The sequence below is a fragment of the Streptomyces sp. NPDC087300 genome (assembly GCF_044744425.1).
Classification (GTDB): domain Bacteria; phylum Actinomycetota; class Actinomycetes; order Streptomycetales; family Streptomycetaceae; genus Streptomyces.
Genome location: NZ_JBIUYI010000009.1, coordinates 222,479 through 248,363, shown reverse-complemented (window position 1 = coordinate 248,363; position 25,885 = coordinate 222,479). Strand labels below are relative to the sequence as shown.

The 25,885-nt window shown below is 72.7% G+C and carries 20 protein-coding genes; 11 read left to right on the top strand and 9 right to left on the bottom strand.

Features of this window, described 5'->3' with window-relative positions; all coding sequences use genetic code 11:
• Positions 1–96: 96 nt before the first annotated feature.
• Positions 97–891 (bottom strand): HAD family acid phosphatase, encoded by a 795-nt coding sequence (locus ACIO9J_RS34200; RefSeq protein ID WP_402008124.1) that lies wholly within the window; start codon positions 889–891, stop codon positions 97–99.
• Between the two features lie 143 nt (positions 892–1,034).
• Positions 1,035–1,625, bottom strand: coding sequence for a TIGR03086 family metal-binding protein (locus tag ACIO9J_RS34195; protein ID WP_402008122.1), 591 nt, complete (start codon positions 1,623–1,625; stop codon positions 1,035–1,037).
• Between the two features lie 143 nt (positions 1,626–1,768).
• Here ACIO9J_RS34195 and ACIO9J_RS34190 point away from each other — a divergent pair, with 143 nt between their 5' ends.
• Complete coding sequence (locus tag ACIO9J_RS34190) at positions 1,769–3,004, top strand: MFS transporter (protein ID WP_402008120.1); 1,236 nt, start codon at positions 1,769–1,771, stop codon at positions 3,002–3,004.
• On the opposite strand, the gene ACIO9J_RS34185 is transcribed toward ACIO9J_RS34190, so the two are convergent.
• From ACIO9J_RS34185 to ACIO9J_RS34175, 3 genes are all read right to left on the bottom strand, one after another.
• Positions 2,979–4,331, bottom strand: a complete 1,353-nt coding sequence (locus tag ACIO9J_RS34185) for a S28 family serine protease (protein WP_402008118.1) — start codon at positions 4,329–4,331, stop codon at positions 2,979–2,981. The genes ACIO9J_RS34190 and ACIO9J_RS34185 overlap by 26 nt on opposite strands.
• Before the next feature lie 62 nt (positions 4,332–4,393).
• Positions 4,394–5,560, bottom strand: coding sequence for a hypothetical protein (locus ACIO9J_RS34180; protein WP_402008116.1), 1,167 nt, complete (start codon positions 5,558–5,560; stop codon positions 4,394–4,396).
• Positions 5,557–6,507, bottom strand: coding sequence for a 5-dehydro-4-deoxyglucarate dehydratase (locus tag ACIO9J_RS34175; protein WP_402008114.1), 951 nt, complete (start codon positions 6,505–6,507; stop codon positions 5,557–5,559). Before ACIO9J_RS34175 ends, ACIO9J_RS34180 begins: the two co-directional genes overlap by 4 nt.
• A gap of 291 nt (positions 6,508–6,798) precedes the next feature.
• Here ACIO9J_RS34175 and ACIO9J_RS34170 point away from each other — a divergent pair, with 291 nt between their 5' ends.
• The 8 genes from ACIO9J_RS34170 (at position 6,799) to ACIO9J_RS34135 (ending at position 15,757) form a co-directional block, all read left to right on the top strand.
• Positions 6,799–7,608, top strand: a complete 810-nt coding sequence (locus ACIO9J_RS34170; protein WP_402008112.1) for an NAD-dependent epimerase/dehydratase family protein — start codon at positions 6,799–6,801, stop codon at positions 7,606–7,608.
• Between the two features lie 240 nt (positions 7,609–7,848).
• Complete coding sequence (locus ACIO9J_RS34165) at positions 7,849–9,045, top strand: alpha/beta hydrolase family protein (RefSeq protein WP_402008110.1); 1,197 nt, start codon at positions 7,849–7,851, stop codon at positions 9,043–9,045.
• 221 nt (positions 9,046–9,266) lie between these two features.
• A complete protein-coding gene (locus tag ACIO9J_RS34160; protein ID WP_402008108.1) occupies positions 9,267–10,037 on the top strand; it encodes a DeoR/GlpR family DNA-binding transcription regulator in 771 nt (256 codons plus the stop codon).
• A 140-nt stretch (positions 10,038–10,177) separates the two neighbouring features.
• A complete protein-coding gene (locus ACIO9J_RS34155; RefSeq protein ID WP_402008106.1) occupies positions 10,178–11,545 on the top strand; it encodes an ABC transporter substrate-binding protein in 1,368 nt (455 codons plus the stop codon).
• On the top strand, positions 11,542–12,495 hold the full coding sequence (locus tag ACIO9J_RS34150) for a carbohydrate ABC transporter permease (protein WP_402008104.1): 954 nt from the start codon (positions 11,542–11,544) through the stop codon (positions 12,493–12,495). The genes ACIO9J_RS34155 and ACIO9J_RS34150 overlap by 4 nt, the downstream gene beginning before the upstream one ends.
• Positions 12,496–12,557: 62 nt before the next feature.
• Positions 12,558–13,373, top strand: coding sequence for a carbohydrate ABC transporter permease (locus ACIO9J_RS34145; protein WP_402008353.1), 816 nt, complete (start codon positions 12,558–12,560; stop codon positions 13,371–13,373).
• Positions 13,370–14,359, top strand: coding sequence for a zinc-dependent alcohol dehydrogenase family protein (locus tag ACIO9J_RS34140; protein ID WP_402008102.1), 990 nt, complete (start codon positions 13,370–13,372; stop codon positions 14,357–14,359). Before ACIO9J_RS34145 ends, ACIO9J_RS34140 begins: the two co-directional genes overlap by 4 nt.
• A gap of 177 nt (positions 14,360–14,536) precedes the next feature.
• Entirely contained in the window at positions 14,537–15,757 is a 1,221-nt protein-coding gene (locus tag ACIO9J_RS34135; protein WP_402008351.1) for a TerD family protein, read from the top strand.
• Positions 15,758–15,860: 103 nt separating this feature from the next.
• Here the strand turns inward: ACIO9J_RS34135 and ACIO9J_RS34130 are convergent, their stop codons facing one another.
• The 3 genes from ACIO9J_RS34130 to ACIO9J_RS34120 all read right to left on the bottom strand — a co-directional run bounded on the left by ACIO9J_RS34130 (position 15,861) and on the right by ACIO9J_RS34120 (position 18,950).
• Complete coding sequence (locus ACIO9J_RS34130) at positions 15,861–16,088, bottom strand: CarD family transcriptional regulator (protein WP_055549867.1); 228 nt, start codon at positions 16,086–16,088, stop codon at positions 15,861–15,863.
• Between the two features lie 179 nt (positions 16,089–16,267).
• Positions 16,268–17,287 carry a 1-aminocyclopropane-1-carboxylate deaminase gene (locus tag ACIO9J_RS34125; RefSeq protein ID WP_402008099.1) on the bottom strand — a complete coding sequence of 340 codons (1,020 nt, stop codon included), beginning with the start codon at positions 17,285–17,287 and terminating at the stop codon, positions 16,268–16,270.
• Positions 17,288–17,363: 76 nt separating this feature from the next.
• Positions 17,364–18,950, bottom strand: coding sequence for a TROVE domain-containing protein (locus tag ACIO9J_RS34120; protein WP_402008097.1), 1,587 nt, complete (start codon positions 18,948–18,950; stop codon positions 17,364–17,366).
• 539 nt (positions 18,951–19,489) lie between these two features.
• Here ACIO9J_RS34120 and ACIO9J_RS34115 point away from each other — a divergent pair.
• Together ACIO9J_RS34115 and ACIO9J_RS34110 are read left to right on the top strand one after the other, a co-directional pair.
• Entirely contained in the window at positions 19,490–21,862 is a 2,373-nt protein-coding gene (locus ACIO9J_RS34115) for a protein kinase (protein WP_402008095.1), read from the top strand.
• 73 nt (positions 21,863–21,935) lie between these two features.
• The gene (locus ACIO9J_RS34110; RefSeq protein WP_402008093.1) at positions 21,936–24,341 is read left to right on the top strand and encodes a protein kinase; all 2,406 of its coding nucleotides are present in this window, start codon (positions 21,936–21,938) and stop codon (positions 24,339–24,341) included.
• A gap of 10 nt (positions 24,342–24,351) precedes the next feature.
• Here the strand turns inward: ACIO9J_RS34110 and ACIO9J_RS34105 are convergent, their stop codons facing one another.
• A complete protein-coding gene (locus ACIO9J_RS34105) occupies positions 24,352–25,830 on the bottom strand; it encodes an alkaline phosphatase PhoX (RefSeq protein ID WP_402008091.1) in 1,479 nt (492 codons plus the stop codon).
• Positions 25,831–25,885 lie beyond the last annotated feature (55 nt).

The following is a 25,885-nucleotide window of genomic DNA, read 5'->3' as shown; positions in this document are numbered from 1 at the left end:
CCCCGCGGCCCTGAGCGTCTGAGCTACCTAGACCGTAGAGCGACCTAGTCAGGAATACAACCTATCTAGCGCCACAGACTCCGGGGGACGGGCGGCTCAGCCCACGAAATACGTCGGGTTGGGCAGCTTGTACGTCTTGTCCGCGTAGCCGCCCGCGAGGTCGGAGACCTGGTCGCCGAAGCTGCCGACGATGTCGTAGCCCGTCGACTCGATGTGCTTGCGGGTGCCCTCCTTGAACTGGACGGTGTCGCACTTCCACGCCTCGGGCGTGGCGCAGTGGCTCAGGTAGGCCGGGGGGTTCTGCTTGTTCTTGGTGAAGACGTGGGTGGGGTCGAGCCGCGTGTCGTAGCCCGCCCTCGCCAGGTTGGTCACGGCGCCCTCGCGCTGCGACTCGGCGAGGCCGGTGAGGAAGAAGACCTCGACGCCCTGGCTCTTGGCGTACTTCACCAGTTCGGGCATGCCGAACACGGCGGGGCGCTTGGCCGCCTTGACGTACGCGTCCCAACTGTCGTTGTTGTACGTGTAGTTGGTCGACTTCTCGTAGTCGAAGCTGAGCAGCGCGGTGTCGTCGACGTCCAGGACGACGGCCGGCTTCCTGCCGTGGCCGTGGCGGGCCTTGTGCGCGGCCTTCCTGATGTCCTTCTTCGCCTTGGCCTGGATGCGGGCCAGGTCCTTGGCGTACGGGCTGTCGGGCGAGGACTTCCAGACGCCGTCGGCGCCCTTGGTCGCGCCGTAGTACTCGTCGATCTCGCCGACGAGCAGGCCGATGTTGTGGGGCTCCTTGGTGGCGCGGGGCCGGTCCTGGTCGGCGGTGGCGACGGTGCCGTACAGGACGGCGCCCGCGACGGTACAGGTGGTGGCCAGGGCGGCCACGCGCAGGGACTTCCGCATGGATGCGATCTCCGGGTCGGCTCGTGGATCGGGCAGGTCACCGACTGTCTACGCGCATTGACCCGGGTGTGGGGAGCCCCTTTGGGAGAGCCTTTAATCGATCGATACCGGATCTCCATTCCGGAGTTCCCCGCGGGGTGTGCTCAACTCGTCGGCGTCCACCGGGGATCGCGGCCGCTCAGGCCGATCACCCGGTCCAGGAGCGGGGCGCCGTCCGGCACCGGGACCGGCGTGCCGAAGAGACCGCCGCCGTCCGCGTCCGCTTCATCGGCGGGCGTGAGCAGCGTCTCGGCGGCCGTCAGGCTCGCCTCGTCGGGCGCGTACTCCTGGCCGGTGGCGCGGGCCAGGTCCCAGCCGTGCACGACGAGTTCGTCGACGGCGACGAGTCCCGCGACCTCGCCCGGCAGGTCGATGCCGCCCGCGCGGGTCATGCCCTGCCAGGCCGCCGGGTCGCGCCAGGCGTCGGCGAGCGCGTCCAGGGCCTTGGGCAGCTCGGCGCGCCAGCCCGATTCGAGCTCCGGCACGGAACCGCCCGGACTCCGGTCCAGGTCGGGGCCGAGGTCCTTGCGGGCGGCCTGGGCGAACGCGCGGGAGAGGTGCAGGAGATGGCCGAGGAGGTGGCGCACCACGTAGTCGGGGCAGGGGGTGGGCCCCGCGAGCTGCTCGTCCGTGACGCGGTCGGCGATGCGTGCCACGAGGCGGGCCTGCGGCCCCAGGTCGAGCGTGTCGGTCATGGCGAGTCCTTCTGAGTCGGTGGCGCCCGCGTTTGCGGCAGGTCTCCTCTTGTAGACCCGGCCCGCGTCCCGAACTCATCGGTGACCGGTAGGTCATCCGCCCGATTCCGCCGCGGGGGCCTTAGGAACCAGCATCGACTGGCATGACATCGACGACCGTGCGCGTCCTGCGGGACCGCAATGCGGGGCTCTACCTCGGCGCGGTGGTGGTCTCCGGCTTCGGGACCTCCGCGCTGTGGCTGGCATCGGGGATCTGGGTGAAGGAGCTGACCGGGTCGAACGGGCTCGCCGCGCTCTGCCAGTTCGCGCTGTGGGCGCCCACCCTCATCGGACCGCTGCTCGGCACCCTCGCCGACCGCACCCGCCGCCGGCCGCTGCTCGTGGCCGCCAACCTCACGCTCGCCGTGCTCCTGCTGGCCCTGCCCGCCGTCGACGACGACGCGGGACGGCTCTGGATCCTGTTCGCGGTGCTCCTCGTGTACGGGGCGTGCGGCGTGGTCACCGACGCGGCGGAGGCCGCCCTGGTCGCGACGGCCGTCGACAAGGAACTCCTCGGCGACTTCAACGGCCTGCGGATGTCCGCGAACGAGGGCATGAAACTCATCGCGCCACTCGCGGGCGCGGGCCTGTTCGCCGCCTACGGAGGCGCCCCTGTGGCACTCCTCGACGCCGTCACGTTCGTGCTCGCCGCCGGGATGTTCGCGCTGCTACGGGTGCGCGAGTCCGTCCCGGTGCGCGAGCGCGCCTCGCTGCGGGCACGGACCGCGGAGGGGGCCAGGTACCTGTGGGGGCACCAGCGGCTGCGGCCCCTCGTGACGGCGGGCGGCCTGACCATGCTGACCTCAGGGATCACCGGAGCGACGATCTTCGCGGTCGTCGACAGGATCGGCCACTCCCCGACGTACACGGGCGTGCTCTATGTCGTGCAGGGCGTGGGGTCCGTCGCGGTGGGCGTGGCGTCGGGGGCGCTGCTCCGGCGGTTCGGAGCGCGCCGGTTCGGCGGCGCGGGCATCGCGCTGACCGGCGTCTCCGCGCTGCTGACCGCCGTGCCGCACGACGCCACAGCCCTCGCGGGGAGCCTCACCAACGGCATCGGGCTGCCCTGCGTACTGATCGCGGGCCTCACGGCGGTGCAGCGCGAGACGCCCGACGCGCTGCTCGGGCGGGTGGCGGCGACCGCCAACACCCTGATGTTCACGCCCACCGCGATCGGCATCGCGGCGGGCACGACGCTCGTGGAGAGCGTAGACGTCGCGATCCTGCTCCCGGTGCTCGCGGGGGCGCGGCTGCTGATCGCCGCGCCCCTGCTGACCTCCCGTCCGCACCGGGACTCCGAGGAGCCCCGTCAGACGGCTACTTCACGCCCGCCCAGCGCTTGATCGTCGCCACGGCCTCCGTCTGCTGCGGCTCGGGCAGCTTGGCGATCGACGCCCCGTGGTTGGCGCCCGGCACCACGTAGCGGTGCGAGTCGCGGTGGCTCGGGGTGAACTTCTCCGCGCTCCACGGGTCGTTCTCGCCGTAGACGAACATCATCCGCTTGCCCTTGGTCTTCACCCAGCGGTCGACGTCGGCGATGGTCTTGTTCTCGTACGTGCCGCGCATGGCCGCGGGCAGCACCGAGTTGGGCTGGTAGATGTCCGGGTGGTGGCGGACGTCCTTGAGGTGCTTGAACTTGAGGTCGGCCCAGCCGAGTTGGGTGGCGGCCTGGCGGTAGTAGGGGCCCGTGCCGTTGGTGCCGAGGGTCTCGTCCTGGTAGACGCTGAAGCCGTGCTTCTTCGACCAGTCGTAGAGCTCGTCGTCGGTGGCCTTCTTCGCGTCGGGCACGGTCGGGCAGTCGGCGGCGGTGCCGGACTGCCAGAAGTTCCAGACCTGGTCGAGCACCGCGAACTCGTAGGCGCGGTCGGTCGTGCCCAGGGTCTCCTCGAACGTGTCGCCGTTGGCCTTGGCGTCCGCCTCGAACTTGGGCAGCAGGGCCGAGCGGCGTACGAGCATCTCGCGCTGTACGGCGTTGAGCGCGGCCCGGCACTCCTTGGTGCCGACCGTCTTGAAGAAGCGCTCGTAGCCGCTGTCGTCGCGGTTGTTCGCGTCGTTGGGCGCGACGAACGCGACGACGGCGTCGAGGTCGCCGGGGTAGAAGCGCTCGTGGTAGGTCGCGGTCATGCCGCCCTTGCTCGCGCCGGTGCCGAGCCACTTGCCCTTCTCGATGCCGCGCAGGGCCTGGGTGAGGCGGTGCTCGTCGGCCGCCTCCTGCTGGACGGTCATCTTCGACCAGTCCTCGCCCGCGGCCCCCGAGGGGCGGGACTTGTCGAAGTAGCGGTGTTCGACGCTGACCTGGTTGGCGTCGATCAGCTTGGTGAGCGCCGTGGTGTTGCTCGCGAGGGTGTAGCCGCCGGTGTAGAGGACGGTCGGCTTGCCGGTGTCCTTGTGCCAGAGCGTGGCGCGCTGCGTGAAGGTGGCGCCGCCGGGCTTGCGGTGGTCGACCGGCTGGGCGTACGTGAGCGTGTAGAGGGGGAAGCCCTCCCTCTCGGCGACGGAGACGACCGTCATGCCGGGTATCTTCTCCAGCCGTTCGCGGATGTCGGCCGCCGAGCCGCCGGTCCCGGCCGCCGCGCCGGTCCGCGCGGCGGCGGGCCCCGCGCCGCCGAGCACCGCCGCGCCCACCAGCAGTCCGGCACAGGCCAGCGCGGATATCCCCTTGTTGCGCACCTTGTCTCCCTCTGTCTCCTGCTACTGGAGCGATGGTCGTGGTGCGCGGATGGTATCGGCGATCACCGCGCGCGTGACAGGGCCTTTCCGACCTGGGCGAGGTCGGTGTCCGAGGCAAGTCCCGCGTGGTAGAGCCGCAGTTCGGTGGCGCCGAGGCCGGCTGCCGCCGCCGCGTCGGCGGCCAGCGTCGCGGGGCTGCCGCCCATGCCGCTCACCACGGTGAGGTTGGCGGCGAGGACCGACCCGTCCCGCGCGTGTGCCGCGAAGGGCCGCAGCGCCCGCGCGCCGCCCGTGCAGGGCACCACCACGCCGTCGGCCACGGAGAGGACGTGCCCGGGGTCGACACCCGCGTTCGCGCCGCAGCGGTAGGACAGCGGGTCCGCGTGCAGGAGCACCTGGAAGCCCGCCGGGGCCGCCGCGCGGACGGCGCCGATCGCGGCCTCCTGGAGCGTACGGGCGGCTTCCTCGCGCCACGCGCGCGTGGCCGCCGCCTCCCTGGCGCCGATGAGCTTCTCGACGGGCGGCCAGCCCGCGTCGTCCACCGCGCCGCGCCACACGGGCTCCAGGCCCTCGCGGACGGTCGACACCAGCGCGTCGGGATCCAGACCCTGCCCGGCGTACCCGTCGCGGCAGGAGGAGCAGAAGCACAGCGACATCAGGTACTGCCCGGCATCGCCCAGGGGGACGCCCGCGATCTTGTCGTGGGCGTGCAGGTGCGCGAGGCCGTACCAGCCGCAGGACTCCAGTTCCGTGCCGCGCGCTCCGGGGCGCACCGCGGCCTCGGCGGCGAGGTCGACGAGGTACGCGCGCGTGGCGGGGGCCGCGATGCAGGGCGCCCAGGGATAGCGGTCTCCGTAGGCGTTGACCACGGAGGTGGCCGGATGGTCGGCGCCCAGGCGGGAGTTGTGGGCGAGGACGACCCAGCTGTGCACCTCGATCCCGGCGTCCTGGAGGGCCCGCGCCGCCTCTCCGTAGGCGTCGCCGGACGCCCAGTCCCCCGCCTCGTACGGCCGCAGCTCGCGCCCCCGCCACCGCTCCCCCGGCGGGTACAGCACGGCGGCGTGCGCGGCCGTGACGACGCGGTGGCGCGGATGGCGCGGGGTCAGCGCGCGGGTGGAGTGGTAGGCGGCGGCGAGGGTGACCTGCCGGATGCCGAGCCCCGCCAGGCGCTCGGCGGCTCCGGGGTCGCCGACGACGTCCCAGGGGTAGAGGAACGCGGCGGCCCTCACACGCCCTCCCGCAGCAACGCCCGCCCCTGCTCGACGAGTTCGGCCAGGCGCTTGACGTGGTCGTCGGCGGGCTCGTGCAGCGGCGCGCGGACGGGCCCGACGTCGAGGCCGCCGAGCCGCACCCCCGCCTTGACGAGCGAGACGGCGTAGCCGCGGCCCTCGGCGCGCAGCTCGACGAAGGGCCGGTAGAAGCCGTCGATGAGGCGGTTCACGGTCGCGTCGCCGTCCGGCGTACCGGCGTTGAACGCGCGGTGGAAGGCGAGCGCGATGTCGGGCGCGAAGCAGAAGACGGCCGAGGAGTACAGGGTGACGCCGATGCCCCGGTAGGCGAGCCCGGTCAGTTCGGCGGTGGGCAGGCCGTTGAAGTAGAGGAAGTCGTCCGGCACCTGGGCGCGCACGGCGGAGACGGTGCGCTGCATCAGGTCCATGTCGCCGAGGCCGTCCTTGAAGCCGATGACGCCCTCGGCGCGGGCGAGTCCGACGACGGTCTCCGGGGTGAACACGGCGTTGTCGCGCTGGTAGACGATGACGTCGAGGGAGGTGGCGGCGGCGAGTTCGGTGTAGTGCCGCAGCAGGCCCTCCTGTCCGGCGACGACGAGGTAGGGCGGCATCGCGAGCAGCCCGTCGGCGCCCGCCTCCTCGGCCAGGCGCGCGTACCGCACGGCGAGCGCGGTGCCGTACCCGGCGCCCGCGACGACCGGCACGCGGCCCGCCGCCTCCGCGACCGCGGCGGCGACGCACTCCTGGAACTCCTCGGGCGTCAGGGCGTGGAACTCGCCCGTGCCGCAGCAGGCGAACACGGCGGCCGCACCGGCCGCGACGCCCTCGCGGACGTGCGCGCGGAAGACGTCGACGTCGACGGATCCGTCGGGTCCGAACGCGGTGACCGGGAAGAACAACGGCCCGCTGGGGACGCGAAGTCGAGTGGCGAGAGGGGCTGACGTCACGGGCTCTCCCTAGGCGTGCACGTTTCTGATTCATGTCCATATCCCTGAACACACTCACGCTAAGCCGCCCCCCAGACGCCGGTCAAGCGCGCGAACTCCCCGCACAGGAGCGGATTTTCCCCCTCCGCGCATGCTCGCGGGCCACCCCGTCGGGACCCTTGACGAGGCGCGTCCGAGATCCCTAGCGTGTCCAAGGATGTGAATCCTGTACGCGGATGAGTATGAGTACGTGGCCCTGCCCGGCCGCACGAGAGCACGCGGCCCCGCGCGGCCGCGCACGAGGAGACCCGCATGCCCGCTCCCCGCACCATCCTGCTCACCGGCGCCGCAGGCGGCCTCGGCACCCTGATGCGCGGGCTCCTGCCGGCCTACGGCTACACGCTGCGCCTGCTCGACGTGCGTCCCCTGCCCGGCGAGCCGGACGCCGTCACCGCCGACCTCGCCGACCGGGACGCGCTGCGCGAGGCCGTGCGCGGGGTCGACGCCGTGCTCCATCTCGCGGGCATCTCCCTGGAGTCCACCTTCGACAAGATCCTGAAGGCGAACATCGAGGGGCTGTACAACCTCTACGAGGCGGCCCGCGAGGAGGGCGTGCGGCGCGTCGTCTTCGCCTCCTCCAACCACGCGGTGGGCTTCACCCCGCGCCCCGGCGACGGCGCACCGCTGATCCCGGTCGACACCCCGCGCCGCCCCGACACCTTCTACGGCCTCTCGAAGTCCTTCGGCGAGGACCTCGCCCAGCTCTACTGGGACAAGCACGGCATCGAGACCGTCTCCGTCCGCATCGGCTCCTGCTTCCTGGAGCCGACGAACGTCCGGATGCTGTCGGTGTGGATGAGTCCCGGCGACGGGGCGCGGCTCTTCCACGCGGCGCTCACCGCCGAGGACGTGCGGCACACCGTCGTCCACGGCTCCTCCGCCAACACCCGGCTGTGGTGGGACCTCTCGTCGGCCCGCGCCCTCGGCTACGCGCCGCAGGACGACTCCGAGCAGTACGCGGAGAAGCTGATCGCCGAGCAGGGCGAGCTCGACCCCGCCAATCCGGACCACGCACACCTGGGCGGCCACTTCTGCACGAACCCGCCGGTGTGGCCCTACTGACCAGCCCACCCCGTCACGTCCTGCCGCGGACCGACGCCCGTACGGGCACGCGGTTTGCGAACTGGGCAACGACCGTAAGGTCCAGGCACCGACCTTGGGCCCGTTGTTCGATCGACGTTCGGCGCTTCCACACCCTGACGTTCGTTCTCTGACGTGCCTGTCTTCTTGACGAAGGACCCATTCCGGTTCCTGCTCAGGGGCGACGCGTCACCCGCACCCCCGCCCCTAGCATTTATTTGCATGAGCGAAATCCGGAAGACCCTCCGCGGCCGCACCCTCGTTCCGCTGCTCGCCCTGAGCCTGGCCCTTCCGCTGACCGGCGGCGCGACCTCCCTCGCCGCGCAGTTGCCCGGCGCCTCGGGCGGCGGGGCGACGCGCGCCCCGGCCACGGCACAGGCCGAACTGCCCCGGCCCACCGGACCCTTCGCGGTGGGCCGCGACACCCTGCACCTCGTCGACAAGAGCCGCCGCGACCCCTGGGTGCCCTCGGCGGGCGCCCGGGAGCTGATGGTCTCGGCGTACTACCCCGCGCTGCCCGGATCGGGGCGCCCTACCCGCTACATGACCGAGAAGGAGGCCCAACTCCTCCTGAAGTCGGGGCACATGGACGGGAAGGTGTCCGCCGGCGCCTACAGCGGCGCACGCACCTTCGCGCGCACCGACGCGCGCCCCCTCGAGGGGCGGTACCCGCTGGTCCTGCTCTCGCCCGGCTTCACCACGCCCCGCGCCACGCTGACCCATCTCGCCGAGGACCTCGCCAGCCGCGGCTACGTCGTCGCCACCGTCGACCACGCCTACGAGGCCGCGGGCGCCGCGTTCCCCGGCGGCCGGACCCTGACCTGCGCGGCCTGCCGGACCCTCACCGAGCCCGGGGTGCTCAAGCGGGTCACCACGGGGCGCGCCAAGGACCTCTCGTACGTCATCGACCGCCTCACGGGCCCCGGCGCGACCTGGCGGTACGCGCACCTCGTCGACCCCGGCCGGATCGGGGCGGGCGGCCACTCGGTGGGCGGGGCCGCCGCGCTCGCCGCCATGACCGGCGACCGCCGGGTGCGGGCCGGCCTGAACATGGACGGCACCTTCCACACGCCCACCGCCGGACTCGACGGGCGGCCGTTCCTGATGCTGGGCACCCGCGACGAGCACAGCGCGGGCGGCAGGGACGAGAGCTGGGACCGCACCTGGCGCGGCCTGGACGGCTGGAAGCGGTGGCTGACGGTCAAGGGCTCCGGCCACTTCACCTTCACCGACGCCCCCGTCCTGCTCGACCAGCTCGGCGCGGCCCTGCCCGACGCGCCGCTCTCCGGCGAGCGCTCCCAGGAACTCACCCGCGCCTACGCGGGGGCCTTCTTCGACCAGGAGCTGCGCGGCATCCACCGGCCGCTGCTCGACGGGCCCTCCCCGGCCGGCCCCGAGGTCGCCTTCGAGCGCCCCTGACCCGGGTCCGCCCGGCCCAACGGGCGGCAAACGGGCGCCCGCCACCCCGGAAACGGGCACGCCCGCCGACCGCGCCACAGGCCGTCGCCCCGCCAAACGGGCACATGCGGGCAGCATCGTGCGCCCTGCGAACCTGTTCACCCCCGGTGCCCGCGCTGTAGAACTTCCCCACAGGGCCCGAACGGGCAGCGCACGACCCAGGGGAAGAGGTGGCAGCACCGATGACCGCGGAAGAGCGTCAGCGGCGGATCGTCAGCGCGGCGCGCCACTCCGGCTCCGTCGACGTGACCGTGCTCGCCACCCAGCTCGGTGTCGCCAAGGAGACCGTCCGCCGCGATCTGCGGGCCCTGGAGGACCACGGCCTGGTCCGCCGCACCCACGGCGGCGCCTACCCCGTGGAGAGCGCGGGCTTCGAGACCACCCTCGCCTTCCGCACGACCATGCACGTCCCGGAGAAGCGGCGCATCGCGACCGCCGCCGCCGAACTGCTCGGCGAGGCCGAGACGGTCTTCATCGACGAGGGGTTCACCCCGCAGCTGGTCGCCGAGGCGCTGCCCGCGGCCGCGGCGGGCCGCGCGCTGACCGTGGTCACCGCCTCGCTCGCCACCGCGGGCGCGCTCGCCGAGGCCGAGAACGTCACGGTGCTGCTGCTCGGCGGCCGGGTGCGCCCCGGCACGCTGGCCACCGTCGACCACTGGACGACCCGGATGCTCGCCGGGTTCGTCATCGACCTGGCGTACATCGGCGCCAACGGCATCTCCCGCGAGCACGGCCTGACCACGCCCGATCCCGCGGTCAGCGAGGTGAAGGCACAAGCCATGCGGGCATCGCGGCGCACCGTCTTCCTGGGTGTGCACACCAAGTTCGGGGCGAGCAGCTTCTGCCGCTTCGCCGGGATCGGCGACCTGGAGGCGATCGTCACGGGCGCCCGACTGCCCGCCTCCGAAGCCCATCGCTACTCCCTGCTCGGGCCGCAGGTCGTCCGCGCCTGAAGCCTCCCCCCTGCCACGCGTGCCGACGCGGGCTCCCGCACACCCTCATCCACCCCATTGATCCCGCTTTCTCCCCATTCCCTATTCCCCATGCCCCATTCCCCCTTTCCCCCCATTCCCCCTACGTCCAGGAGCGATTCATGCGAACCCGGAGCCGACCCAGGCCGCGCGCGCTCACCGCGGCCGCCGCAGGGACGTTGCTCGCCCCGCTCCTCGCCGGCTGCTGGACCGGCGCCGGCGGGACCGGTTCGGGCGGCGACTCCGTCAACGTCCTGATGGTCAACAACCCGCAGATGGTGGAGTTGCAGAAGCTCACCGCCGCCCACTTCACCAAGGAGACGGGCATCAAGGTGAACTTCACCGTCCTGCCCGAGAACGACGTCCGCGACAAGATCAGCCAGGACTTCGCCAACCAGGCGGGGCAGTACGACGTGGCGACGCTCAGCAACTACGAGATACCGATCTACGCCAGGAACGGCTGGCTGCACGAGGTCGGTCCGTACGCCCGCAAGGACAAGGGCTACGACGAGAAGGACATCCTGCCGCCGATGCGCCAGTCCCTGACGGGCGACGACGGCAAGCTCTACGGACAGCCCTTCTACGGAGAGTCGTCCTTCCTGATGTACCGCAAGGACGTCTTCGAGAAGGCCGGCCTGACCATGCCGGAGAAGCCCACCTGGCGGCAGGTGGCGAGACTCGCCGCCCAGGTGGACGGCGCGCGGCCGGGGATGAAGGGCATCTGTCTGCGCGGACTGCCCGGCTGGGGCGAGGTGATGGCGCCGCTGACGACCGTGGTGAACACCTTCGGAGGCACCTGGTTCGACAAGGGCTGGAAGGCCCGCCTCGACTCCCCCGAGTTCGAGAAGGCGACCCGCTTCTACGTGGACCTCGTGCGCGAGCACGGCGAGTCCGGCGCGGCCCAGTCCGGCTACGCCGAGTGCCTCAACAACCTCACCCAGGGCAAGACCGCCATGTGGTACGACGCGACGGCCGCCGCCGGATCGCTCGAAGCCGCCAAGTCCCCGGTCAAGGGCAAGATCGGCTACGTCCCCGCGCCGGTGGAGCGGACCGCGAACTCCGGGTGGCTCTACACCTGGGCGTGGGGCATGCAGAAGGCGTCGAGGAACCCCGACAAGGCCTGGAAGTTCATCTCCTGGGCGTCCGGCAAGGAGTACGAGGAACTGGTCGGCGAGAAGATCGGCTGGTCGAACGTGCCGGCGGGCAAGCGCGCTTCGACGTACGCGAACCCCGCCTACCGCAAGGAAGCCGCCGCCTTCCAGGACGTCACCCGCGCCGCCATCGAGGGCGCGCGCCCCCGTGACCCGGGACTTCAGCCGCGGCCCGCGCCCGGCATCCAGTTCGTCGGTATCCCCGAGTTCACCGACCTCGGCACCAAGGTCTCCCAGGAGATCAGCGCGGCCATCGCGGGACGCCAGTCCGTCGCATCGGCCCTGGAGAAGTCACAGGAGCTCGCCGAGAAGATCTCCGAGGAGTACGAGGGACGATGACCGCCACCGCGAGCACCACCTCCGTCGGGCACGCGCGCGTGCCCACCGGCCGCAAGCAGGGGCCACCGGGACGGCTGCGCGCCTGGGCCACCAGGGCGCCGCTCCTGCCCGCCCTGATCTTCATGGTCGCCGTCACCCAACTGCCGTTCGTGGCGACCCTGGTGATCTCCTTCTTCGACTGGAACGCCCTCTATCCCGACGCCCGCAGCTTCACCGGGTTCGCCAACTACACCGAGGTCCTCACCGACGCGGACCTGCGCAAGTCCGTCCTGACGACGATCCTCCTGACCGCCTCCGTGGTCATCGCGACCCTGGTGCTCGGGCTCGCGCTCGCCCTGCTCCTGGACCGCAAGTTCCGGGGGCGCGGGTTCGTGCGGACCCTGCTCATCGCGCCGTTCCTGCTCGTGCCCGTGGCCGCCGCGCTGCTGTGGAAGCACGTCCTCTACAACCCCGAGTACGGGCTCTTCAACGGCCTGTTGCACTGGATCGGCGGCGACGGCGCAGCCCAGCCCGACTGGATCTCCAACACCCCGCTGCTCGCCATCGAGGCGTCCCTGGTGTGGCAGTGGACGCCCTTCATGATGCTGATCCTGCTCGCGGGGCTGCAGAGCCGCGACACCGAACTCGTCGAGGCCGCGCGCATGGACGGCGCGAACAACTGGCAGGTCTTCCGGCATCTGACGCTGCCGCATCTGCGCCGCTACCTCGAACTGGGCGCCCTGCTCGGCTCGATCTACATCGTGCAGAACTTCGACGCCGTCTTCACGATCACCTCGGGCGGCCTCGGCACCGCCAACCTGCCCTACACCGTCTACCAGAGCTTCTACCAGGCGCACGAGAACGGCCTGGCCTCCGCGGCGGGCGTGCTCGTCGTCATCGGCTCGATCATCATCGCGACCTTCGCCCTGCGGGTCGTCTCGTCCCTCTTCCGTGAGGAGGTGTCCCGGTGAATCCCACGTCCCCCTCGACGGCCCCCGCGAAGGCTCCCTCGAAGACGTCCCCGCGCTCTCCCGTGAAGGGGCGGGCACTTGGACTGGTCGCCTGGCTCGCCGGGATCCTGTTCTTCCTGCCCGTCGCGTGGATGGCGCTCACGTCCTTCCACTCGGAGCAGGACGCCGCCACCAATCCGCCCTCGCTCGCCGCCTCGCTCACTCTGGACGGCTACCGCGACTTCTTCGGCGCGGGCGGCGGCGCGAGCCCCTGGCCCTCGCTGATCAACTCGGCGGTGGCGTCGGTCGTCTCGACCCTGTTCGTGCTCGTGCTCGCGCTGCCCGCCGCGTACGCCCTGTCCATCAGGCCGGTGAAGAAGTGGACGGACGTCCTCTTCTTCTTCCTCTCGACCAAGATGCTGCCGGTCGTGGCGGGCCTGCTGCCGATCTACCTGTTCGCCAAGAACACGGACATGCTCGACAACATCTGGCTGCTCGTCATCCTCTACACCTCGATGAACCTGCCGATCGCGGTGTGGATGATGCAGTCGTTCCTCTCCGAGGTGCCCAAGGCGATCATCGAGGCCGCGCAGATCGACGGGGCCAGGCTGCCCACCGTCCTCACGCGCGTGGTGGCCCCCATCGCCCTGCCCGGCATCGCCGCGACCTCGCTGATCTGCTTCATCTTCAGCTGGAACGAACTGCTCTTCGCCCGGGTGCTCACGGGCGTCGTCGCCCAGACCGCACCCGTCTTCCTGACCGGCTTCATCACCAGCCAGGGCCTGTTCCTGGCGAAGGTGTGCGCCGCGTCGCTCGTGATCTCCCTGCCGGTGCTCGCCGCGGGGTTCGCCGCCCAGGACAAGCTGGTCCAGGGCCTGTCGTTGGGAGCTGTGAAATGAAGGCCGCGATCGTCGAGTCGGTGGGCAAAGTCGTCGTCGGCGAGGTGCCCGACCCCACACCGGGCCCCCGCGACGTCGTCGTGGAGGTCGCCGCGTGCGGTCTGTGCGGCACCGATCTGCACATCCGCCAGGGCGAGTTCGCCCCGACCCTGCCCGTGGTGCCGGGACACGAGTTCGCGGGCACCGTCGCCGCCCTCGGCCGTGACGTGCGCGAACTCGCGGTCGGCGACCGCGTCGCGGTGGACCCGTCCCTGCACTGTCACGAGTGCCGGTACTGCCGGGTGGGCCGCGGCAACCTCTGCGAGCGGTGGGCCGCGATCGGCGTGACCACCGCGGGCGGCGCCGCCCAGTACGCCCTGGCGCCCGTCGCCAACTGCGTCAAGCTGCCCGATCACGTACGCACCCAGGACGCGGCCCTCATCGAGCCGCTCTCCTGCGCGGTGCGCGGCTACGACGTCCTCCGGGCCAGGCTCGGCGCGCACGTCCTGATCTACGGCTCGGGCACGATGGGCCTGATGATGCTGGAACTGGCCAAGCGGACCGGCGCCGCCAGCGTCGACGTGGTCGACCTCAACCCGGAGCGGCTCGCGACGGCGAAGCTCCTCGGCGTCTCCGCGTCGGGAGCCGGCGCCGACGAGCTCGACAGGCCCGAGGGCTGGGACGTGGTGATCGACGCGACGGGCAACGCGGCGGCGATCCAGGACGGCCTCGGCCGGGTCGCCAAGGCGGGCACGTTCCTCCAGTTCGGCGTCTCGGACTACGCGACGCGGGTCAGCATCGACCCGTACCGCATCTACAACCAGGAGATCACCATCACCGGCTCGATGGCGGTGCTGCACAGCTACGAGCGGGCCGCCGAGCTGTTCGCGGGCGGGGTGCTCGACCCGGACGTGTTCATCAGCGACCGGCTGCCGCTCGACTCCTACCCGCAGGCGCTCGACCGGTTCGCGTCCGGGGCGGGCCGGAAGATCGTCGTGGTGCCGTGACCGCCGGTCCGTGAACCGGTACCGCTCGGCAGGACCGGGACGTACGCTCCCGGCCCTGCCGAGACCTCATGGATGCACCTGAGCGGGGGCGCACGCCCGCGATCGCGGCTGAGAAAATCCCGCCGCAGGTAAGGGAACGGCAAAGCCGGGTCGTTCGTTACTCCCGGCATGACAGCTATGACCCCCGGCTCGAACATCCCGCTGACCGCCGCCCGCGTGGCGGTGGACGTCGCCGCCCCCGTGCGGCTCGACGTATCGGGCCTGCTGCTCACCGCCGACGGCAAGGTGCGCTCCGACGACGACTTCATCTTCTTCAACCAGCCCTCGGGCCCCGGTGTGACCTACCAGTCCGGCGGCGGTACCACCCCCGACAAGATCACCGTGGACACGGCCGCCGTGCCGCCCGGCATCGAGAAGATCGTCGTGACCGCGAGCCCGGACGCGGCGGGCCAGTCCTTCCAGGGCGTCGAGCCCACGGCCACCATCCGCAACGCGGACGACGGCTCGGTGCTCGCCACCTTCACCCCGCCGCAGCTCGGCACCGAGACGGCCCTGGTGATCGTCGAGATCTACCTGCGCAACGGCGCGTGGAAGGCCCGCGCCGTGGGCCAGGGGTACTCCAACGGCCTGGCGGGCATCGCCACGGACTTCGGCGTCTCCGTGGAAGAGCCCGCCCCGGCCCCCGTGGCGGCTCCTGCGGCCCCGCCGGCGCCTCCGGCGGGCCAGGCGGTGCAGGGCCCGCCGCCGCCCGTCAGCGACCCGCGCCTGGCCGCGCCGCCGGCGCCCGCCGCGCCCCCGGCCGCCCCCGCGCCCGGCGCCGGGAAGATCAACCTGGACAAGGGCCGCGTCAGCCTCCAGAAGAACCAGACGGTATCCCTGGTCAAGGGCGGCCGTCCGCTGCTCTCGCAGGTCAAGATGGGCCTGGGCTGGGAGCCGGCGTTCCGCGGCAAGGACATCGACCTGGACGCGTCCGTGATCGCGTACGGCCCGCAGCGCAACCACGTGGACAGCTGCTACTTCGGCAAGCTCTCGATCGTGAACGGCGCGATCAAGCACTCCGGCGACAACCTCACGGGCGAGGGCGGCGGTGACGACGAGGTGATCGTCGTCGACCTCGGCCGCATCCCCCAGGAGGTCACGGGCCTGGTCTTCACGGTGAACTCGTTCTCCGGCCAGAAGTTCACGGAGGTCGCCAAGGCGTACTGCCGCCTGATCGACGCGGCGACCGGCGAGGAGCTGGTCCGCTTCGACCTGACCAACGCCGAGGCGCAGACCGGCGTGATGATGGCGAAGCTGATCAAGCAGTTCACCGGCGAGTGGGAAATGACCGCGATGGGGCAGTTCGTGAAGTCGCGCACGGTGCGCGGCATGGTGAAGCCCTCGGCGCAGGCGCTGTAGCGGCACCCGGCCGCCCGTGGCGGCCACCCGCACACACATGAGGGGCGGCGGACCGCACGCACGGTCCGCCGCCCCTCGTGTGTGTCAGATCACAGTGTCGGAATCAGAGCTTGGCCAGCTTGGGATAAGGGCTCAGGAACCGTCCCTGACGGCCCGCGAAGTCGATGACCACCGCGTCCTCTCCCTCGACGCCGACGATCCTCCCGAGTCCGTACTGGTCGTGGGAGACACGGTCACCCACGGCGAACTGCTCTACGGGTGGTGCGGGCGGAGCGGGCACGTTGAAGGGACTGTTCGGCAGGTGGCGGCGCGAGCCGGGGGGCCTCGTCATGTTCGCAGTATGCGCCCCCGGGGACCCGGCACACCATGCTTCGAGCTCACACCGCCCTCACATCGGTATGGAACAGACACACAAACCGCAGCCGCAGCAGGCCGCCCGCATGCCCCGGACACGACCCGAACGGGCTACGCCGATAACGCTCCGTGCCGCGACGGGCACCCTGCGTGCTTTCAGAACAGTGCGCTGTAGGCATTGAGCGCGGGCTGTCCGCCGAGGTGGGCGTAGAGCACGGTCGCCTCGCGCGGGATCTCGCCCGTGGCCACCAGATCGATGAGCCCGGCCATCGACTTCCCCTCGTAGACCGGGTCGGTCACCATGCCCTCCGTCCGCGCGGCGAGGCGCATCGCGTCGAGGGTCGCCTCGTCGGGCAGGCCGTAGGTGCCCGCGTGATAGCGCTCGTCCAGCTCGACGTCCGCCGCCACGTCCCGCTGTACGCCGATGAGTTCCGCCGTGCCGCGGGCGATCCTGGTGATCTGCTCGCGGGTGCGGTCCGGTGCGGCGGAGGCGTCGATGCCGAGGATGCGGCGCGGCCTTTCGCCCTCGTCGGCGAGCGCGGCGCAGCCCGCGATCATGCCCGCCTGGGTGGAGCCGGTGACCGAGCAGACCACGACGGTGTCGAAGAAGACCCCCAGTTCCCGTTCCTGCTCGACGAGTTCGTACGCCCACTGCGCGAAGCCGAGGCCGCCGAGCCGGTGTTCGGAGCAGCCCGCGGGGATGGCGTACGGCGTGCCGCCGGACTCCTCGACCTCGCGCACCGCCCGCTCCCAGCTCTCCTTGACCCCGATGCCGAACCCGGCCCGCACCAGGCGCACATCGGCGCCCGCGAGCCTGCTGATCAGGATGTTGCCGACCTTGTCGTAGACGGCGTCGGGCCAGTCGACCCAACTCTCCTGGATCAGGACGCACTTGAGCCCGGCGCGGGCGGCCACCGCGGCGACCTGGCGGGTGTGGTTGGACTGCACGCCGCCGATCGACACGAGCGTGTCGCAGCCCTGCGCGAGGGCGTCGGCGACCAGGTATTCCAGCTTCCTGGTCTTGTTCCCGCCGTACGCGATGCCGGAGTTGCAGTCCTCCCGCTTGGCCCACAGGGTGGCGCCTCCGAGGTGATGGGTGAGCCGCTCCAGAGGATGCACGGGCGAGGGCCCGAAGAGGAGCGGATAGCGCTCGTAGGTGTCGAGGGGTGCGGACACGGGAACCTCCCGGAGTCGGGGATCGTGACGTTAGATCCCGGCTCCGGGAGGGACAAGAGCGCCCGCGGGCCCCGTCTCAGGCCGCGTCCGCCCACGGCCAGTCGGCGTCGCGCCCCGCCTCAAGGAGACCCACCGTGCGGAACGCCGCGTCCGAAAGGCCGCCGAAGACATGGCGGTTGCCGGTGCCGGACGCACCGTGGCCCGTCCGGTATCCGGCCAGGTTCCAGGTGTAGACGGGCACGTCGTCGGGGACCTGCTCGGTCGGGTCGCCGTGAAAGTTGTACGCCGCCTGCTCGTCGGTGACGATCAGGACCCGGTCGTGCTTCTTGTAGAAGCGGCGCACCGCCCCGGTGGTGTCGGTGCCGCCGAGGTCGCCGAAGCGGTCCAGGACCTTCAGGACGGACTCTCCCGCGCGGTACTTCACGCGGGCGCTGGTGGTGCCGAACTGGACGAGGTCCGCGTCGGCGGCCCGCAGCGCCAGCGCCGTGCCGAAGACCGCGGCCGCGTCGGCCCGGTTGAGCCGCGAGCGGTCCGAGAGCGGCGACCACATCGAACCGGAGCGGTCGACGAGGATCAGCGTGCGTCCGGGCAGCGAGGGCACGTTGGCCAGCGAGTGGCCGAGCGCCCGCTCCAGCGGGTAGGACCAGCGCAGCGACGGCGCGTGCTGGTACGCCGCGAGGTAGCGGAAGGGGAACTGCCGCGACTTCGCGACGGCTTCCGGGTCGGCGAGCCGGTCCGCGACGGTCGCCGCGACCTCGTCCGAGACGCCCGCCTCGTCGAAGTTGCGCAGGTTTCGGACGAGCGCCATGGCACCCATCGACGGGATCACGGCCTCCCAGGCCGCCCGGTCCATCGGCCCCTGGAGCCAGCCGGCGAGCGCCTCCCAGGTGAGCCCCGCGGCGGCGAGCCGCTCGGCGCCGTCGGGCCCGGTGACCACCGCGCGCCGCTCGGCGACGGGCAGCGCCATCAGCTCCCGGTGCGCGGCGAGCACGCGCGCGCCCTCGGGCGGCACGGCCGTCTCCGGGTGGTGGCGGCGGTCGAGCGCGTACTGGAAGAGGGCGCCCTGCCACGGCTTGTCCGGGTCGGGGGCGGCGTGCACGAGGTTGAGGATGTCGCCGAAGCGGTAGCCCTTGGACGCCGTGTCGTACTTCAGGAGCGACTTCTCGCCGTAGAGGCGGCGCACCGCGTCGGCGATGCCGCGCTTGACGGGCTTGGGGATGTTGCGGCCGTACGCCGACGTCCAGTAGCCGAGGAACTCGCCGGGCTCGTCGGGGCGGCGCAGCACGGAGGCGACGACCTGACGGTTGGCGGGGCCGTCCGTGGCGTGCGCGTCGAGGCGGGCCTTGACGTACTCGGCGGCGCCGACGAGCGAGGCCGTGCGCATGTTGCCGTCGCCGCGCAGCCAGCCGAGCAGGCCCGCGGTCCACGCCGGGTCCTCGACGGCGAGGCGGCGCACGAGCGTGGCGAAGCGGTCGTCGCGCCGGCCCCCGGTCTCGTAGAAGGTCTGCTGGGAGACGAAGTTGGCGACCGCGAGGAGAAAGAGTTCGGAGCGCGCGTCGCGCAGGTGTCCGGTGCCGCCCTCGTACGTGTGCGTGGTGCGTCCCGTCGACCGCACGGGAGAGACGACCATCGCCTTGATTTTCTTGGTGTTGAAGCGTGCCATGAGAATTCCCCCGAATTCATCGTGCTGTGCGGATGGGGGGAGGCATCATGCGGCAGGAGCGTGCCCGAGTTCAGGGATCGGCGGCGGGATTCATATCGGATGCTCTACCGGATTGAGCTACACCGACCCGTGGTCGATGACGGGATTCGAACCCGCAGCCCTCTGATCCCAAGAAGTATCCGCTGCCTGCGCACCGGGCACACACCAGCTGCTGAGTCTCCCGAGTTCATGGTGGCCGCGGCGTGATTTCAGGAGAGGAAGTAGCCGCGACCGGCGCACCGGGAGGTGCTGGAAGAGAAATGGATTTATGGGTGTCCAGAGTTCTTCTCGGCGGAACCGGCGATGGTGCTCACCTGGACGTTCCTCACTTTAGGAGAATGAACTCGTGGGGTGCCAAGGGTTTTTCGCGGCCGCCGGGTGCCCGGTGATTTCCCGGCGGACGCAACCGTACGATGCCTCGCAGGCGTCGCAGAGGGCGTCGGCTCGTCCGTCATGTCATCTGTCGCACGAGGGCCGCTGGCCCGCTGGAAGGGGGATCCGTGGAGGTCGGCGGGTACCGGATCGTCTCGCTGCTCGGCGAGGGCGGCATGGGCCGTGTGCATCTCGCACGGTCCGCGTCGGGGCGGCCGGTCGCCGTGAAGACGGTCCACGGGCACCTCGCGGCCGACCCGGAGTTCCGCGAGCGCTTCCGTCGCGAGGCGCTCGCCGTGCGGGCCGTCTCGGGTCCTTACACCGCCGCCGTGCTCGACGCGGGCCCGGACGCCGAGCAGCCGTGGCTCGCCATCGAGTTCTGTGCCGGTCCCGCGCTGCCGAAGGCGGTGGCCGCGCACGGGCCGCTCGGCTCCGCCGAACTCGCCACGCTCGGCGCCGCGCTCGCCGAGGCCCTCGCCGCGGTGCACGCGGCGGGGCTCGTGCACCGGGACGTGAAGCCGTCCAACGTGGTCGTCACGCGCGACGGACCCAAGATCATCGACTTCGGCATCGCGAAGAGCGCGGCCGACACGAGCCTGACCGCCGAGAGCGAGGCGATCGGCTCCCCCGGCTTCATCTCCCCCGAGCAGCTGGCCAGGGGCGCGCGGCCGGGGCCCGCCGCCGACGTGTTCGCGCTCGGCGCGGTCCTCGCGGTCGCGGCGACCGGACGCGGCCCGTTCGGCTCGGGCGGCGCGCCCGAGGTCCTCTACCGCACGCTGCACGACGAGCCCGATCTGCTGGGCGTACCGGGCCCCGACTGGACCGCCTTCCTCGGCCGCTGCCTCGCCAGGGACCCCGGTGACCGGCCCACGGTCCCCGAGGTCCTCGCCTGGTGCGGCGAGCGCGCGGCGGACGAGCCGTGGTGGGAGCAGGAGCCGGTGGCGGGCCTGATCCGGCGCCGCGAGGACGCGGTCGCCGAGCTGCTCGGGGAGGGACCGGAGGGCTCGGCGGGCGGGGACGCCTCGGGTGACGGTGACAGCGACGGCGCCGCGCTCGCCATGCCCTGGGGCGGTACGCCTTCGGGCGGCGCCCCCGCGGACGGGCCGCGCGGGCCCGCCGAGCCCACGGGGTCGACGGAATCCGCGACACTCACGCCGCCCGGGGCGCCCACGGCGCCCGCCCCGGCCGACGCACCCCCCGCCCCACCCGCGCCCCCGCACCGCTCCTCGCGCCGCCGCCTCCTCGCCTGGGGCGGCGCGGCCCTCGCCGCCGTGGGGACCACCACGGCCGGTGTCCTGCTCCGCGGGGACGGTGAGGGCGGCGGGACCGGCAAGCGCCGGGCGCCCCGGCCCGCCGCCGGTGAGGTGGTCTGGAGCCGCGACATCGGTGAAGTCGCGTACGGCGGCGCCCTGTTGCGCGGCGGCGACGACCTGTACGTGCTCGACGACACCGGGCTCACCCGCCTGGACGCGGCGACCGACACGGTCCGCTGGACCTACCCGCGGAAGGACCTGCGGAGCGTACGGACGGACGGCGATCTGGTCTACGTCCTGCGGGACGGCGCGATCGAGCCGGAGCTCATCGCCCTGCGGGTGGCGGGCGGCCGCCAGGCGTGGACGTCGGGCGTCCTGCTCCGCAACCGGCACCGGCCGCCGCGCCCCCTCGACGCGCCGAACAGCGAACTGGAGGGCGGCAAGGGCCTGTTCACCGTCTCGGACGGCGTCGCCTGCCTGCTCACGTACGCGCCGTACGGCACCCGGTGGGAGCAGCGCGGCACCTGGGACAGGCCCTGGCGGGCGTACGGCTTCGACTCCCGTACGGGGGACGAGCTCTGGTTCCACGAGGGGCGGGCCGCGGGCGTGATCGGTGTGGACGACGCGGGCGGGCGGATAGCCGTGGCCGCGGCTGCGCAGGATCCCGGCGAGCCGGGCAGCGACCGGTACGCGCACGGTGATCCGCTGGTCGTGCTCAAGGCGTCCGACGGCACGCTGGAGCGGGAGGTCGAGAACGGCGCGGGCCGTCCCCGGATCCACCCGGGGGCCGAGGGCGTCGGCTACTTCGCGACGGACGAGCGGATCGAGGCGGTCGGCCTCGGCGACCGGCGCGCGGTGTGGGACCGGGCCGCGGAGACCGGCACGACGGTCACACCGCGCGCCACGGACGGCCTGGTGTTCACCGCTGGGCCCGGCGGCGTCGAGGCGCTGGACGCGGGGACGGGCCGCAGGCGCTGGTCACGGCCGGGGTTCCGGTGGATCGGGAACGGCACGCCGCTGGTCTCGGACGGTCTGGTCCTGGTGGCCGGGCCGGAGCCGGAAGGCGCGGCCGACGGGGGCGTGTGGGGGGTCTACGCGCTGAAGGCCCGTACGGGAGACGTGGCCTGGGCGGCCCCGGTCCCCGCCGCGTCCCACATGTCCCTGGCCACGGCGCACGACGGCCTGGTCCACGTCTGCGCGGACCGCACCCTGCACACGCTCCGGGGTCCGCGGGACACGGGCGCATGACGCCCTCCGCTCCCCCGCAGCCGACGACAGCTGACCCCGCGCCGGCCGCCCTGGTGACGAGGACCGGCCGCCCGTGACCGGAGCGCCGCCCCTGCCCGGTGGTCCGCTGCCGCCCGGCACCCCGCTGCTCCCCGGTGACCCCCGCCGTCTCGGCGGGCACCGCATCGTGCGGCGGCTCGGGGCCGGAGGCATGGGTCAGGTGTATCTGGGGCGCAGTCCCGGCGGGCGGCTCGTGGCCGTCAAGACCGTGCACGCGCATCTCGCCGCCGACCCGCGCTTCAGGGAGCGGTTCCGGCGGGAGGCCACCGCGGCGCGGGCCGTCACGGGTGCGCACACCGCCGCCGTGCTCGACGCGGATCCCGACTCGCCGCTGCCCTGGCTCGCCACGGCGTACCTGCCCGGGGTCACCCTGCGCCGCGCGGTCGCCGCGGGCGGCCCGCTCGGCGTCGCGGCCGTGCGATCGCTCGGGGCCTGTCTCGCCGAGGCCCTGACGAGCATCCACGCGGCGGGCATCGTGCACCGCGACCTCAAGCCGTCCAACGTGCTGCTGACCTCCGGAGGGCCGCGCGTCATCGACTTCGGGATCGCCCGCGCCGCCGGTGAACCCGGCCTGACCGAGGCCGGATCGATGGTGGGGACGCCCGGGTACATGGCCCCGGAGCAGATCGGCGGCTCCGATGTCGGGCCCGCCACGGACGTGTTCGCCCTAGGCGCGGTCCTCGCCTTCGCCGCGACGGGCGAGCAGCCCTTCGGCTCGGGCCCGGTCGCGGTGCTGCTCTACCGCGCCACGCACGAGGAGCCCTACCTCGAAGGGCTGGCGGAGACGGACGGCCTGCGCGCGCTCGTCGCCGCGTGCCTGCACAAGGACCCGGACCAACGGCCCACCGTGGCAAGGGTGTTGGAGCAGGCCTCGGCGCCCGACGCTCCCCTGTGGTGGCGCGCCGAGCCACTGCGCTCACTCATCGCGGGCGACGAAGACGGAGGGGAAGGGCAAGGGGAAGGGAGAGGGGAAGGGAGAGGGGAAGAGGAAGGGGTAAAGGCGGAAGGGGAGCGTGCCGCGCCGACGCGTGAACTCATCCCCGCCGTGCGGGAGTCGGCGCCAGACCCCGCCCGCCGCCACCGCACCACCCTCACCCGCCGCGCCCTCCTCACCACCGGCGGCGCCGGACTCGCCGGTCTCGGGGTCTGGTCCTTCGCCCGCGCCCCGGGGACGCCCGCGAAGGACACGGGCCAGGACGGACCCGTCCTGGAGAAGGGGTCGAAGCGGCCGGGGCGGCAGCGCTGGGAGCTGACCGGCGCGCGGGACGGCACGGGCGGTGTGAACTCCGCGCTGCTCGCCGGGGACACCGTGCTCGTGCACGGGCCGCAGGCGGCCCCGGGCACCACGCAGGGCCTGGTGCGGGCCGTCAGCGCCGTGGACGGCACGCGCCGGTGGCAGGAGGAGAAGAGCGCGGCGGGCGCCCCCGAGCCCCGCTGGGGCGTGCTGGACGGGCTGTTGGTCGCCCCCGAACTCCTGGACAGGGCGGTCGGGTTGCGCAGCGGCGAGCCGTGGCGTCCGGCGCGGGTGTGGCGCGGGAACGTGCGGTGGTTCGCCGTCGCGGACGGACGGCTCGTGCTGCTCGACGACGGCGGCGGTGCGCCGGACGACCGGGTGCTGCGCTCGTGCGCGCTGCCCTCGGGCGGCGCGCCACGTGCCCGCCGCGAGGAGGACTCGCGCGACTGGCGGGCCCCGGCCGTCTCGGGCGGCCGACTGCTCCTGGTGCCGGACACCGGGTCCCTCGACCCGCGCGTGTACTGCGTCGAAGCGGCCACGGACCGGGAGCCGTGGACGTACACCGGGCTGGGCGAGGACGGGCGGGCGCAGACGGCGCCGGTCACGCTGCCCGCGCCGGGCGGCCGGGGCGGGGACAGGTTCGTGCTCCTGAGCGACGCCGACGAGCTGCACCTCATCGACGTACGCACCGGGGAGCGGCTGCGCAGGGAGCCGCTGGAGCTGACCACGGGCAGCGGTGCCACGGCGCTCGGGCACGCGTCGGGCACGGGGCTGCTGCTGGCCGCGGGCGAGGTCCTCGCCGGTTTCAGCCCCGCGAGCGGCAAGCGCCTGTGGAGCCATCCCACCGCGGGTCTCGACACGGGCTGGCCGGTGCTGCCGGGCGGCGGCCGACGGGGCCCGGTCACCCGGGGCGGCGTCCTGCTGAACTGGCGGGACGAGAAGACGCTCCAGGCGGTCGATCTCGCCGACGGCGGGCGGCAGTTGTGGCGCACGCCGTTCGACTCCGTCGCGCGCTGCCCGCCCGCCGTCGGGGGCGACACGGTCTATGTGACGGCGGGCGGGGTGGTCCGCGCGCTGAGCCTGCGCGCGGGCCGGACGCTGCGCGAGTGGCCGGTGGACGAGGCCGTCACCTGGCTGGCCGCCGACGGCGACGGCTGGTACGCCAGGCTCGGCACCTCGTCCCTGCGGGCCGTGAACGCCGCCTAGGCGGGCCGCGTCAGCGCCGCTGCCGCTTCCAGGGCCCGGTGATCGCCAGCATGATGCCGGGCGTCTGGATGTTGGCGAAGAGCGTCCGTCCGTCGGGCGAGAACGTGACGCCGGTGAACTCGCTGTACTCCGGCTTCTCCGGGGTGCCGCCCGCCGCGGCAGCGGCTGATGTCACAGCGAGTTCGTTGCGCGCGATCGGGTACGTGCGGCCGCTCTCCGTCGCGCCGAACAGATGCTGGACGCCCTCGCCGTCCTCGGCGATGACCAGACCGCCGTACGGCGAGACGGTGATGTTGTCGGGGCCGTCGAAGGCGCCGTCCTTGCCCGGGTCCGGGTTGACGCCGAGCAGCACCTTCAGGGTCAGGGTGCGGCGGCCCGGGTGGTAGAACCACACCTGCCCGTCGTGCTGGACGGGGCTCTCGGCGCGGGCGAAGGAGGAGACGATGTAGACGCCGCCGTCGCCCCACCACATGCCTTCGAGCTTGCGGGCGCGGGTGATGTCACCGTCGTCGAACTGCTCGCGGACCGGGACCGTACGGGCGTCGCGGTCGGGCACCTCCACCCAGTCGACGCCGTACACCGTGCCGGTCTTCGTGGCGCGGGACAGGTCGTCGACGAAGCGGCCGCCGGAGTCGTAGCACTTGGGGGCCTTCAGGACGCCCGCGTCGTCGGCGAGGGTGCGCAGCCTGCCGCGGCCGTGCTCGAAGCCGTGCGGCGGGGTCCAGCGGTAGAGCAGTCCGTTGGGGCCCGCGGCGTCCTCGGTGAGGTAGGCGTGGCCGCGCTTGGGGTCGATGACGACGGCCTCGTGGGCGTAGCGGCCGAAGGCCTTGACGGGCTTGGGGGCGCGGTTGGCGCGGGTGTCGAGCGGGTCGACCTCGAAGACGTAGCCGTGGTCCTTGGTCATGCCGTTCTGGCCGGCCTTGTCCTCGGTCTCCTCGCAGGTGAGCCAGGTGCCCCACGGGGTGCTGCCGCCCGCGCAGTTGGTGGCGGTGCCCGCGATGCCGACCCACTCGGCGACGTGCCCGTCGCGGCGGACCTCGACGACGGTGCAGCCGCCGGACGCGGCCGGGTCGTAGACGAGCCCTCCGGTGAGCGGGACGGGGTTCTTCCACTTGGACCTGGGGCCGCTCAGCTCGTGGTTGTTGACGAGGAGCGTGCTGCCGCGCGGGCCGCGGAAGGCGGCGGTGCCGTCGTGGTTGGACGGCGTGAACTCGCCGCTCTCCAGGCGGGTCCTGCCGCTGTGCGTGATGACGCGGTACGAGAATCCGGCGGGCAGCGCGAGGAGCCCTTCGGGGTCGGGCAGGAGGGGTCCGTAACCGGGGTCGTGGTGGCGGCCGTGGCCCAGGGCGTCCTCTTCCGCCGACTCGTGGACGTCCGTCGCGGCGAGGGCGCCGGGGGCGGTGGCGAGCGCGCCGACGCTGCCGGCCAGGGCGACCCCGGCGCCGGTGAGCGCGGAGGATCTGGTGAAGTCCCTGCGGGTGAGCGACATGGTTTCTCCTGAGGGCCGGAGTGCGGTGGCGGAAACGTACGACCGGGCTGCTGTC

Excerpts from the sequence above, each read along its gene's own strand:
- ACIO9J_RS34120 (WP_402008097.1), bottom strand. The coding sequence starts at position 18,950 with ATGGCACGCTTCAACACCAAGAAAATCAAGGCGATGGTCGTCTCTCCC.
- ACIO9J_RS34165 (WP_402008110.1), top strand. The coding sequence starts at position 7,849 with ATGAGCGAAATCCGGAAGACCCTCCGCGGCCGCACCCTCGTTCCGCTG.
- ACIO9J_RS34155 (WP_402008106.1), top strand. The coding sequence starts at position 10,178 with ATGCGAACCCGGAGCCGACCCAGGCCGCGCGCGCTCACCGCGGCCGCC.
- ACIO9J_RS34130 (WP_055549867.1), bottom strand. The coding sequence starts at position 16,088 with ATGACGAGGCCCCCCGGCTCGCGCCGCCACCTGCCGAACAGTCCCTTC.
- ACIO9J_RS34105 (WP_402008091.1), bottom strand. The coding sequence starts at position 25,830 with ATGTCGCTCACCCGCAGGGACTTCACCAGATCCTCCGCGCTCACCGGC.
- ACIO9J_RS34200 (WP_402008124.1), bottom strand. The coding sequence starts at position 891 with ATGCGGAAGTCCCTGCGCGTGGCCGCCCTGGCCACCACCTGTACCGTC.
- ACIO9J_RS34135 (WP_402008351.1), top strand. The coding sequence starts at position 14,537 with ATGACCCCCGGCTCGAACATCCCGCTGACCGCCGCCCGCGTGGCGGTG.
- ACIO9J_RS34195 (WP_402008122.1), bottom strand. The coding sequence starts at position 1,625 with ATGACCGACACGCTCGACCTGGGGCCGCAGGCCCGCCTCGTGGCACGC.
- ACIO9J_RS34160 (WP_402008108.1), top strand. The coding sequence starts at position 9,267 with ATGACCGCGGAAGAGCGTCAGCGGCGGATCGTCAGCGCGGCGCGCCAC.
- ACIO9J_RS34140 (WP_402008102.1), top strand. The coding sequence starts at position 13,370 with ATGAAGGCCGCGATCGTCGAGTCGGTGGGCAAAGTCGTCGTCGGCGAG.
- ACIO9J_RS34190 (WP_402008120.1), top strand. The coding sequence starts at position 1,769 with ATGACATCGACGACCGTGCGCGTCCTGCGGGACCGCAATGCGGGGCTC.
- ACIO9J_RS34170 (WP_402008112.1), top strand. The coding sequence starts at position 6,799 with ATGCCCGCTCCCCGCACCATCCTGCTCACCGGCGCCGCAGGCGGCCTC.
- ACIO9J_RS34150 (WP_402008104.1), top strand. The coding sequence starts at position 11,542 with ATGACCGCCACCGCGAGCACCACCTCCGTCGGGCACGCGCGCGTGCCC.